We start from the raw sequence: 12,485 nt of genomic DNA, 5'->3' as shown, positions 1-12,485 counted from the left end.
CTATAAATTGGAATGTAGCAAGGCAATGAATTCGTCCAAAGTGCTTGCACCCTGATCCCCTGATCCTTGGCGACGTATAGATACATTTTGTTGATCCACTTCTTTTTCTCCAATAATCAACATGTAAGGAACCTTTTTTAATTCCGTATCGCGAATTTTTTTGCCAATTGATTCCACACGATCATCAATAAATCCGCGAAAACCGGCTGCTTCTAATTTTGATTGCAGCGAATTGGAATAATCGAGATATTTATCACTTACTGGTAAAATTGCAAATTGATCCGGAGTCAACCACAATGGAAATTTACCTGCACAATGTTCGGTGAGTACTCCTATAAAACGTTCCATCGAACCAAAGGGGGCTCTATGAATCATCACAGGCCGGTGTTTGGAATTGTCAGCACCAATGTATTCCAATTGAAAGCGTTCCGGTAGATTGTAATCAACCTGAATGGTACCCAATTGCCAGGAACGACCTAAAGCATCTTTAACCATAAAATCCAATTTAGGTCCATAGAATGCAGCTTCTCCCAATTCGGTGGTCGTTACCAGGTCCACTTCTTTTGTTGCATCGATAATTGCCTGTTCGGCTTTAACCCAGTTTTCTTCTGAGCCGATATATTTTTCTTTATTTTCTGGATCTCTTAAAGAGATTTGGGCAGTAAAATGATCGAATCCTAATTTTTTAATAACCAACATGGTCAAGTCCAACACATTTAAAAATTCATTTTTGACTTGTTCCGGTGTACAAAAAATATGCGCATCATCTTGGGTAAACGAACGTACACGGGTTAATCCATGCAGCTCCCCACTTTGTTCGTATCGATAGACTGTTCCAAATTCTGCAATTCGCAAAGGCAAATCGCGGTACGATCTCGGTTTATGCCCATAAATTTCGCAGTGATGCGGGCAGTTCATAGGCTTCAATAAAAACTCTTCGCCTTCACGTGGGGTATGAATCGGCTGAAATGAATCTTGGCCATATTTTTCCCAATGGCCGCTGGTTTGGTATAATGATTTATGTCCGATATGTGGTGTAATTACCGGAGTGTATCCACGTTTAATTTGCTCTTGTTTTAAAAAATCTTCCAGTCGTTGACGCAAGGCGGTTCCTTTAGGTAACCAGATTGGTAAACCGGCTCCCACTTTTTCAGAAAACATAAACAACTCCAATTCCTGTCCCAATTTTCTGTGATCCCGCTTTTTGGCTTCTTCCAATAAAATCAAATAATCCTCGAGTTCTTTGGCTTTTGGAAAACTGATTCCATAAATGCGTGTAAGTTGTTTGCGTTTTTCATCACCTCTCCAATAAGCGCCGGCGATGCTTGTCAATTTAATTGCTTTAACAAACCCTGTATTTGGAATGTGAGGACCTTTGCAGAGATCTGTAAAATTGCCCTGATGATAAAACGTGATGTTACCATCTTGCAGCTCGTTAATTAATTCGAGTTTATATTCGTCTCCTTTATCTTTAAAATAGTTGAGTGCATATTCTTTAGAAACCGATTCTCGTTTATAGGGATTTGCCTGGCGAGCCAGTTCGATAATTTTTTGTTCGATTTTTAAAAGGTCGTTAGCAGAAATTACCTGATCCCCGGGATCCACATCATAATAAAAACCCTGTTCGATTGGAGGACCAATTCCAAATTTGATTCCAGGAAAGAACGTTTCCAAAGCTTCGGCCATAAGATGTGCCGAAGAATGCCAAAAAGTGGATTTGCCTTCTTTATCAGACCAGGTTAATAATTGCAAGGAAGCATTGGAATCAATGGGGCGATCTGCATCGACAACGACACCATTTACTTTTGCTGCCAAAACATTGCGAGCCAAGCCTTCGCTAATAGACTTTGCAATTTCTAAAGCTGTAGTATTTACAGGGTATTCTTGTTTTCTTCCGTCCGGAAAGCTAATCTGGATCATCACACTAAATTTCAAAAGCCAAAGTTAAGGCTTTTAAAGCGATTTAATATTTGATATTAATTTAATACGTATTAAATTAATTATCTGCTATTTGTATAAAATTTAGACCACCTCAAAACTCAATTTGAGGCTGACGCGGTATTCTTTTACTTTCCCCTTATCGACCACTACAGATTGGTCCTGTACCCAGGCAGAGCGAATGTTTTTAAGTGTTTTAGATGCTTTTGCGATTCCGGTTTCGGTTGCATCCTCCCAGGATTTTTTGGAAGAGGACATGATTTCGATAACTTTTAATACTGCCATGTGGTAGAAATTTTTTTGAAAATAAGATGAAAATTATCTAATTATAACAAGCCTGGTGCTAAAATGATTCCAAATTTTAGAATAAAATAAACAAATTAAGCTATCTTGCTTATAGAATCATCCTAAAACCAATTCTTAACTACAAAATGGCTTGCGATGAATTTTAAATCTTTCCTTTATTTACTTCTGGTATGTTTATTCTGTTTTCAATGCGATGAAAATGATGCAAAATGCGATGCATCCAAACACAAGAATAATACTTATGAAATCACAGCGCCGGTAAATTCTCATGGAGGAGGATTGACCTATGATACGTATGTAACCGGTAACACCCGAGTCTATAAATGGTATCGTACCACAACAGATGTTTGCATTTACGATTTAATTCAGGTTAATGTTGCCGTAAAAACCTTTGAACCTTATAATCCAGCAGAATATTCAATACTTGCCAAAGAAGAACATAATATCCCGATTACTACCACGCCGATTCCCCTTTTCGATGATAATTCCTTATTGATTGGAACCGCTACAGTAAATTTATTGCCATCCTTTGTAATTGGAAACGGATCGTTTGATTCTGTCGTAGAAATCAGTTTTCCTACCAGCGGCAATGCAGATCAGGATGTACTTTTTTTATTATCTAAAATAAAGTATATAAAATTTATATTGAAGTATTCGGGGAATTAAAGGCATTAAATTTTAGTAAATCCATTTTCATTTAAAAATTCGCATGAATTGTAAGTTCTTGTTTAAGTCCTCAAGTATAAATGCTTGATTAATATTTTTTTTGTAGTGGAAGTCTAATTCCCTCCAAATAAAAAACTCTAGAAAAATTATAATTTACTAATTAATAATTAGTGCGTTTGTATTGATACCATTTAAGAATCAAACAGCATTCTACTATTTCATCAATTCCAACGCTTGCTTTGCTTCAATCAAACTACTATCTAACTGCAATGCCTTTTGAAAATCATTTTTTGCTTCTTGCGTTTTCTTCATTTTTTGAAAAACAATTCCTCGCTGATAATAGCTGCTTGCTTCCGCTGGGTTGATTTGGACTGATATCATGAAATGATCCAGTGCGAGATCCAATGAATCCATTTCCAGATAGAGCAATCCTAAATTATAAAATGAAGGTTCATAAGCAGGAAATCGAATGATGTTGGATCTATAAGATTCAATGGCTTCCTTATATTTACCCAACTGTGCATAACAAAATGCTTTTTTATGATATACTTCCGGATCCAAACTATCCATTCGTATTGCATTATTAAAATAGGGTATGCACTTAATGGTTCCCAATTCACACAACAACTCCCCCAGTCGAATCCAAGCTTCTCTCAAATCCGGATTAAAATCAACTGCTTTTTGATAGGCATTTACTGCTCTTCCGGTATCTCCCATCTCATAGAAAATCTGCCCTGCTAGTAAATACGCTTTTGAATTTTGTGGATCTCTTACAAACAATTTGTCTAATACCGTCATTGCCGGTATGTATTGCTTAAGGACCAATCTGAGTCTGGCACTTCTCAAAATAGTTTCTGCATGATTTGGAAATAAACTCATGGCTTTATCCATTACTTGAGAAGCATCCCGGGATTGTAAATTGTACAAATAAGCATCTGATAAATAAAAATAATAATTGGGTTGCCGGATAGAATCAATTTTCAAAGCCATCTGAAAATCTTCAATCGCCAATTCATAAGCCTCTTGATTAAAATTATAAAGGCCCCTCATAAAATAAAATGAGTCCACATTGGGATGCTGAGAGATTAATTGGTTCAAGCGTTCTAATTCAGCATGTTCTGAACTGCTTGCGACCTTTTTAACTTGCTCTGAATTGGTACAAGCAAATAAAAACAAGGTATAATAAACTAAAAGTAGCGGTATTCTTCTATTCAAACCCATATCAAAGCATCACAAAATATTTGAATAATTGAAATTTTATAAAATCAGGATGTAAGTTATTTTTTAAATAACAAACACTACAATCTAATATCAACAATTTTTTTATTCTTTCGACTTTTCTCGGCTGCAAATCCCATCAAGTGACTTTCAATGGATGCGTCGATAGTAGAAGTTAGCAAATTGGGATTTTTTTGTGCAACTGCCTGAACCCAATCTTGCATCAACCTGTAATCACCACCTCCGTGACCATGATTTTTATAGGCTCCTTCATCAAAGGATTTGCTATCCCAATTGGTAGTTTTACCGGTACGAAAATCAGTGTGCACAAATTGTTCCATATCCCCAGTCAAATCTCCCATACTTCCCATGACACGCGTTCTACGCCCATGGTAGCCTGTGAATGCTTCCATATTAAAACTGGCCGTAATTCCTCCTTCAAACAATAAACTCATGACGTAATGATCACATTGATCGTTGTCCATTCGATACACACATCTTCCATAATTAGTTGTCTTCAGATAATTCATAATCGCATCCGGAACCAATTCTTTTTGTTCTGGCAAATCAAACACATAGGTATAACTTCGTTCGCGCAAATAAATTTTCACTGCAGAATAGGGACAGGTTGATTCAATTGCACAACCGTCATGACATCGTGCGGTACTTCCCGCCGGTGCATTTTGCTTATTAAACCATTTTAAATTTCCAAATGCTGCAACACGAACAGAAGGTTTACCAACTAACCACCGCATGATATCTAAATCATGACAGGATTTTGCTAATATGATTGGTGTACTTTCTTTAGAATTATGCCAATTCCCTCTTACAAACGAATGGGCCATGTGAATATGTTGAATAGGCTCAAAATGTTGAATACTTATTAGTTCACCGATGGAACCATTATGAATAAGCTCCTTCAATTTAATAAAATACGGTGCGTATCTTAAAACGTGACATAACCCTACAATGGCACCTGTTTTTTTTGTAAGGGCTAATATATCCCTACATTCTTTTTCAGTCTGAGCCATTGGCTTTTCCAAAAGAACATCATATCCCATTGCAAGTGCTTTCATACACGGACCATAATGTAAATGATCGGGTGTAGTAATGATAATTGCATCTGCAAATTTTGGCTTTTGAAAAACATGCTCCCATGTAACAAAACGATTTTCTGTTGCAATTTTATGTTTCTTACTATACCGTTCGTTTCGTAAAGGGATGGGTTCTGCTACTCCAACAATATCTATTTGATCCGGATTGGAAATTGCATAATTTCCATACACATTGCCTCTAGATCCAGCACCTAAAGTTATTGCAGTAATTGGTTTGTCTAAGGTTTTATGGAGTGGATTTGGAATTTCTCCTAACAATTTTGCTAAATCCGGAATATGAAACGCTGAAGCTCCTGTTGCAATTCCCAAGGTTTTTAAAACGTCACGACGAGAGTAAGCCATTGATACTGGTTTTTATTGAAATGCTAAAATAACAATAATATTTAATGTACACCTATTCTATTAAATCCAGACAAACCAAATTGGGCTACTCTAATTCACAAAAAACTAAAATTCATAACAATTTCATATCGATTCAAAATAAAAAAGCCGATCCATTATAAAATAGACCGGCTTGCTTCATACCGTTTCAGAAATTCAATTACGAATTACGAATTTTCAATTACGAATTATTTCAACCATTACCCATTTGAAATTCGTAATCCGTAATTCATAATTCGTAATTCGTAATTGATTCTAGTGGTTTACAATAAATCGTTTAATGATTTGATCAGAAGATTTACTTCGAATTATAATGGTATAAATTCCATTCGCCCAATCTTCAACTGATATTAAATTTTCATTTTTAGTCAATTGCGGATCACTATGCAGAATTAATTTTCCATTGCTGTTATATATTTCAAACTCTGAAATTTCACCGACAATACTATTAATACTTACAGCCTGGGAACTTGGATTTGGAAACAAATCAACCAAAAATGAAATTTGTGGATCCTCATAAATTGTAAGTTTTTCATCGGCAATTTCCATACGATTAAATTCTTTGGAAACCAATTCTTCTGGTTTTACTCGAATAGATCCTACTCCAATGCCTGAACCCAATGATACAGCTCCATCCATTGCAATGCAATAATCTTCAACTTCTCCGAAGAGAGGCGAAAAACATGGATTCGGTGGGTAATCTGAATAAGACATTATAATACGCATCCGTGTAAGTGCTCTTGGTAAATTGGAAGGCATTTTAATATTTGCACACATAGAAGTATTGCCATAACCATATACAACCTCTTCGGTAAATGGATCAAAATATCCATCTGCATTAAAATCTATCCAAAGTTTCCAATACACTTTATAATTAGTACTCAAATAACCTGGTGTAACACACAACCAATAGGTTTGTCCCTCATCTATTACACCACAGGGTTTACTGAAGTAATGATATCCCCCATTGTTACCGGTAGTCGTATCAATGGTAGAAAATTCAACCCTATTGATAAACATGTAGCTGCTGCTTTGTGCTTTTGGTTTGCAATAAATTGTTTCTTGGTCACAATCAACAGACACATTAAAACTACAGGTATCGGATTTACCTTCTTTTGTTGCTACATAGGTAATTTGGTTGGTTCCACAAGGCACAAGATCTCCTTTAACCGGACCCCCAATTTGTTTTAGTTCATAACATGGTAATTCTAAAACAAACTCTCTGTTTGCTAATGCATTTTGATCATTCCAGTTACCATCTGGAAACATTTCTATGTAGTCTTCATTATTCGATCCATTATTTGGTTGACCAGGCATCCAACTGGTAAAACTAAATTGAGATTTATCTATCCATTCAAACCAGCCTTCAACTTTTTCATCTGTACCTCCGATCCAAGCTGTTTGACCATTTAATTTAGAAGCAATGAATTTATTTTCCTCTTCAGAAGTTATACACGCAAGAGTACCTCCCATGAGTTCGCATGATATGCGGGCAGCATTCCAGTTAGCCCCACCTTTCGAACAGAAATATCTGTGTCCATTTAATTCTCCCATATAGATCATACCGGGTATATCATCCTGACATGGCTGACAATACGCCACTGTAGGGTGGTTCCAATTCACTATCGCTCCATTCAAAAATGGATCTGTACGAACTACAGAAGTATCATTCGGGCACTTCACTGCTACTTCTGTACCCTCAACAAAAACCTGAAATCCATTTGTTGTTGTATTTCCACAATAATCCATTGCAGTATAAATTACATTTGTGGTTCCCTTAGGAAACAAATCTCCTGAGTTATAATTGGAAGTTAAGCTTAATAATTTACAATTGTCACCAGCTTCAGGTTTTGGCCAATAAACTGCCACATTGCATGCTCCATTTGCATCCACTGTGATATTGGCTGGGATATTCATTAAAATTGGTTTTATATCATCCTTCAATTCGATGCGTTGTATACATTCGGATTTTAAATTTGGCAGTGCGGGATCTGTTGCTGTCCAGGTCCGCTCAAGACTGATTGCACCGGAACATGGACCATCTGTAAGAATTCGATCCGAGTAGGTAATATTTGGTTGAAAACATTCCGTACTTCCAGGAGCAGCAGTAGCAATACCCGTTACAAATGGATCAACACCTAATCCAGGACATCCGTGAAAGTCAGCAGGACAATTTAAAACCGGATTTTTAAAACAACATTTTTCAGATACTTCAATAAAAAACCAACAAGAACTTGTATTTCCACATAAATCGGTTGCAGTATATACTACACGTGTGCTTCCTTTTGAAAATACAGATCCTGGTTCATGGGATTTTTCTACTGAAAGAATTCCACAATTATCACTGGCGGTAGGCTCGTTCCAACTTACATTAGCATTGCAATCATATTGTGGATCTACCGTAATATCTCCAGGACAATTTGCAAATACAGGTTGATCCACATCTTCAAGTAAAATCGTCTGAGTACATTGCGTTTGCAAATTATTTTTTGGGTTTGTAGCTGTCCATAATCGGGCTATGATTGTTCGACATGGGTCGTTTGATAAAACTACATCTGTAAAAGCAATGACAGCTGCTTGACACACTGGTTGAAATGGATCTGCAATGGCTCTACCTGTATTAGAAGTATCCAAACTTGAACCTGGACAGCCGGTAAAATCTTCCGGACAACTGATAACTGGTGGATTATTACAACAATTTTCAGTTACTGTAATATTAAAATTACAATTGCTTGAATTTCCACAAGCATCTGTGGCTGTAATTACAACAAGTGTTGTTCCCAATGGGAAGGTAGAACCAGATGCAATGGTACTTGTAAAAACAACTTGACTGCAAGCATCGGTTGCAGTTGCATCATTCCAGTTAACTACTGCTGTGCACAAATCATTTGATGCAACCGTTAAGTCAATCGGACAGGATGTAAATACCGGTGCTTCAATATCTTGAAGAATAATTTTTTGAATGCAGGTAGTATATAAATTCGGAAAAACAGGATCAGTTGCTTTCCAAATTCTATTGATGCTTGTAAAGCAAGTGGATTGGCTTAGAATTTCATCAGTAAATGTAACAATTGGCTGGCTACAATTGGTATCTCCAGGTGATGCCGTTGCTTGTCCGGAAATTCCTGGTTCGATGACAGCTCCCGGACAGCTTGTATAATCTGCAGGGCAATGAATAATTGGAATGGTTTTGCAACAATTCTCTTCAACTGTAATATTAAATGTACAACTCGAAGTATTTCCACATTTATCAGTTGCGGTAATTGAAACACTTGTTGTTCCAACTTGAAATTTAGATCCGGATGCAATGGATTCAGTTAATGTAATATCACCACAAGCATCCGTTGCAATTGGATGATTCCACGCGACGCTTGCTGTGCAATCTGCATCTGATTTTATCGTAATGTCTGTCGGACAATTGGTTAATACAGGACCGGTTTTATCTTCCAAACGAATGGTTTGAATACAGGTCGTTGATAACAAAGGATGTGTAGGATCCGTTGCTGTCCAGGTTCTGTTTAAGAGTAATAAACAATTTTCATTTTGAATGGTATCATCCTGATACGATAATACCGGATTTGCACAATGCGTACTTCCAGGAGTTGCACTTGCGACTCCTGTAGTTGCAGGCTGTATATCAGATCCCGGACAAGAACTATAATTTGCCGGACAGTTTAATACCGGAGCTTTCTTACAACAATTTTCTTCAACAGTTACTAAAAATTCACACTTAGAAGTATTCCCACATAAATCCGTAGCAATGACAGAAACTGCTGCAAGACCCAATGTAAAACGATATCCTGATGGGACAGATGTTGTAATAGAAACAGCACCACAATCATCGGTTGCAGCTGGTTCGTTCCAACGAACCGTAGCAAGGCAATCATCATCTGATTGAACTGTTATGTTGGGTGGACAAAATGTAATCACCGGTGGATGATCATCTTTCAGAATAATTTTCTGAACGCAATAATCCATTAAACTAGGTTTATCCAAATCAGTTGCTAACCAGGTCCTATGAATTTCAATAAAACATGCGCTGTAGTGAATTGTATCATCATTGTAAGTAATGAGTGGTTGTCTGCATTTTGAACTTCCGGGACTTGCGGTTGCTTGACCTGTTACAGCCGGATTGGTTGAACTATTTGGGCAGCCTTGATAATCTGATGGACAATGAATTATAGGATTCTTATTGCAACAATTTTCTTCAACTGTTACTAAAAATTCACACTTAGAGGTATTGCCACAATTATCGGTAGCAATAATTGAAACCGCTGCCAATCCAAGTGTAAATTGATATCCAGATGGAACAGAACTTGTAATTGAAGCAATACCGCAATTGTCAGTTGCAATCGGATTTGCCCAACTCACCTTGGCTGTACAATCGGCATCTGATTGAACGGTTATATTCGGCGGGCAAAAAGTAAATATTGGAGGAATGGTATCTTTAATTTGAATCAACTGAGTGCAATGTGCTGATAAATTAGAATGATCCGGATCTGTAGCAGTCCAGGTTCTTTCAATTGAATAATTACAATTAGAAAAATAATTTAATTTATCAGAATAATTTAGTAGAGGTTCTTTGCAAGCAGGACTTCCCTTTAAAACGGTCGGCTTCCCTGTTGTATTTGGATCTATTGAGCTACCTGAACAAGCAAGGAAGTTTGAAGGGCAATGTATAATAGGTGGTACATTGCAACAATTAGAAATTACAACCACATTAAAAATACATCGGCTTGTGTTTCCACAATCATCTGTTACAGTAATTATAACAGTATGCGTACCAATTGCGAATTCACCACCATTTACATGAGAACTGGTAACACAATAGTTACCGCAATGGTCTGAAACCAAAGGCATTTTCCATTTATAACTTGTTGTACATTTATCATTACTTAATAGAACAGTATCTTTAGGGCAGTTATAAAGTTCAGGAGCTGTGGTATCTAAGGTGTTAATATATTGTATGCAAAATGCTCGCAGGCTGGCATCATTTGGATCTGTTGCCGTCCAAACTCTTTGAATTAAAGAAGCACCAACACAATTTCCAGTTTTAACTATTATATCCTTGTAAGTAACCAATGGTTCATCACATTCAAGACTTCCTTTTAGAGCGACAGCAGTACCACTAACATTTGGATGAATTGAACTTCCGGGACATGAATTAAAATCAGCGGGACAGTTAATACTAGGAGGCGTTGAACAAAAAACGGATATCCGTTCTTTGGATACTTGTTGATATTTTCCAACTTGACAAAAGCCAGAAAAGTATGTACCAATAATTAGTACAATACAAGCTAAGTCCCTTAGCTGGGGGTAAAATTGCTTTTCCATAAGAGGGTATGAATAAAAAAATTTCTAGAGTCTCAAGAAAGGGTATTAAATCCGTTTTGGATTTGGCTTTAAATTATTGAGTCAAAAGAATTGGGTAAATTAAAAGAAGTGTTGAGAGTGGGTGCTACTAAACGAATTGTAAATGTAGTTTGAAGTAGTCGAAATTACCTAATCTTTTTTTGAATAATTTCATATGATTCATTTAATCTATATAAAAGTAATTCACATTGCAATTAATACATTCAGTTTAAAATTTAATATAAAAAATAAAAATTTAGAAATTTTAGATCGTATAAAATCCTTATTGGGTGTTTATTAAAAATCTGAAACGAAAATCTAAACGCTATTCCAATTATTCTTTGAATCCTTAGATTTGGGATGAAGGATGATTTTTGGGTTCGATTTTTCACTTTAGATGTCGTTTAATGTCACTTTCCTGAATTTTTACGTTTTTCCTTTCAATCGAATTGTTGCTTCTAATTTTAAAATCTGGGGTTTTAAACCCCAGATTTTAAAAAGCATAATGTGCGTTCCGTCTTACTTAACATTTGTCTGAATAAAAAATTAATTCCCTCAATTTGAGAATGCTAATTTTATCATGATGATACATGATGTCTCTTGAAATATTTACATATTCTTTTTCGTGAATCCTTGCTCAGAATTGTTTGATGAACTTCCTATTTTCAAACCTGGGATTTAAAACCCCAGGTTTGAAAAAGAATCGTGTGAATTCCATTTGATTTAATAAAACGCAATTCTAACATTGAGACTTCAAATTTAGAATGGTAGCATACCGACAAGGAATGTTGAGGTTATTTTAGATAATTATACAATCTTGCTACTTAGATTTCGGGGCCCGATTATTTGATGTGCTCCCTATTTTTAAATCTAGGGTTAAAACCCTAGATTTAAAAATGAATGGCGTGAATTCCTTTTAAATTACTTAAGATTGATTCAACTATTGGAATTCCAAATTGAAAAGGAACCCTTTCTAATGAAGAAGTATGGGATTTTATCTGATAAGTTTACAATCTTGTTAGTGGATTTCTGCACTCGATTGTTTGGTGAGTTTCTTGATGTGAAATCTGGGGTTTAAACCTCAGATTTCACATCAGGAAAGTGATTATCTAATTCATCTATAAGTGAACCGGATTGATGATGCCGTTCTTGATTCTGAATATATTTTCTAACAAATTTCAATTTTGAAGGGGATACTGAGGCAGCATAAAATCCTGCTTGCCATTGAAACAGCTCATCCAACAATTTCTGTTCATTGATCCAGTGGGAAGATTCACCTTTTAATAAATGTACAATTGATTGCAGATTTTGATTTGACTTTAATTGAACTAAACAATGACAATGATCTCTATATCCATTGATATGATCAATTTTAATATGCTTACTTTTTGCGTATTCGAGTATATGAAACCAGGTTTTTTTTCTTAACTCTTTAGAACGCAAATATGGTATTCGCTTTTTTGTTACCCAAACAAGATGCACATATACCATTACTAAAGACACTTTCTT

At 36.0% G+C, this 12,485-nt stretch carries 7 protein-coding genes; 1 reads left to right on the top strand and 6 read right to left on the bottom strand.

Features of this window, described 5'->3' with window-relative positions; translation table 11 throughout:
- Positions 1-1,920, bottom strand: a complete 1,920-nt coding sequence (gene thrS / locus IPJ80_06970; protein ID MBK7913226.1) for a threonine--tRNA ligase — start codon at positions 1,918-1,920, stop codon at positions 1-3.
- Positions 1,921-2,022: 102 nt separating this feature from the next.
- Positions 2,023-2,223 carry a dodecin domain-containing protein gene (locus tag IPJ80_06965; protein MBK7913225.1) on the bottom strand — a complete coding sequence of 67 codons (201 nt, stop codon included), beginning with the start codon at positions 2,221-2,223 and terminating at the stop codon, positions 2,023-2,025.
- Positions 2,224-2,379: 156 nt separating this feature from the next.
- On the opposite strand from IPJ80_06965, the gene IPJ80_06960 reads away from it, so the two are divergent.
- Complete coding sequence (locus IPJ80_06960; GenBank protein MBK7913224.1) at positions 2,380-2,910, top strand: hypothetical protein; 531 nt, start codon at positions 2,380-2,382, stop codon at positions 2,908-2,910.
- A gap of 213 nt (positions 2,911-3,123) precedes the next feature.
- Here IPJ80_06960 and IPJ80_06955 read toward each other — a convergent pair whose 3' ends face one another.
- The 4 genes from IPJ80_06955 to tnpA all read right to left on the bottom strand — a co-directional run bounded on the left by IPJ80_06955 (position 3,124) and on the right by tnpA (position 12,479).
- Entirely contained in the window at positions 3,124-4,131 is a 1,008-nt protein-coding gene (locus tag IPJ80_06955) for a tetratricopeptide repeat protein (protein ID MBK7913223.1), read from the bottom strand.
- Between the two features lie 77 nt (positions 4,132-4,208).
- The gene (locus IPJ80_06950; GenBank protein ID MBK7913222.1) at positions 4,209-5,585 is read right to left on the bottom strand and encodes a Gfo/Idh/MocA family oxidoreductase; all 1,377 of its coding nucleotides are present in this window, start codon (positions 5,583-5,585) and stop codon (positions 4,209-4,211) included.
- Positions 5,586-5,879: 294 nt separating this feature from the next.
- Positions 5,880-10,958: an HYR domain-containing protein gene (locus tag IPJ80_06945; protein ID MBK7913221.1), complete on the bottom strand. Its 5,079-nt coding sequence runs from the start codon at positions 10,956-10,958 to the stop codon at positions 5,880-5,882.
- A 1,092-nt stretch (positions 10,959-12,050) separates the two neighbouring features.
- Positions 12,051-12,479 (bottom strand): IS200/IS605 family transposase, encoded by a 429-nt coding sequence (gene tnpA, locus IPJ80_06940; GenBank protein ID MBK7913220.1) that lies wholly within the window; start codon positions 12,477-12,479, stop codon positions 12,051-12,053.
- Positions 12,480-12,485: the final 6 nt, after the last annotated feature.

The sequence above is a fragment of the Saprospiraceae bacterium genome (assembly GCA_016714025.1).
In the GTDB taxonomy this organism is placed as follows: Bacteria; Bacteroidota; Bacteroidia; order Chitinophagales; family Saprospiraceae; genus Vicinibacter.
Note: the sequence above shows the minus strand (reverse complement) of the source record. Positions and strands in the feature narration are given on the sequence as shown.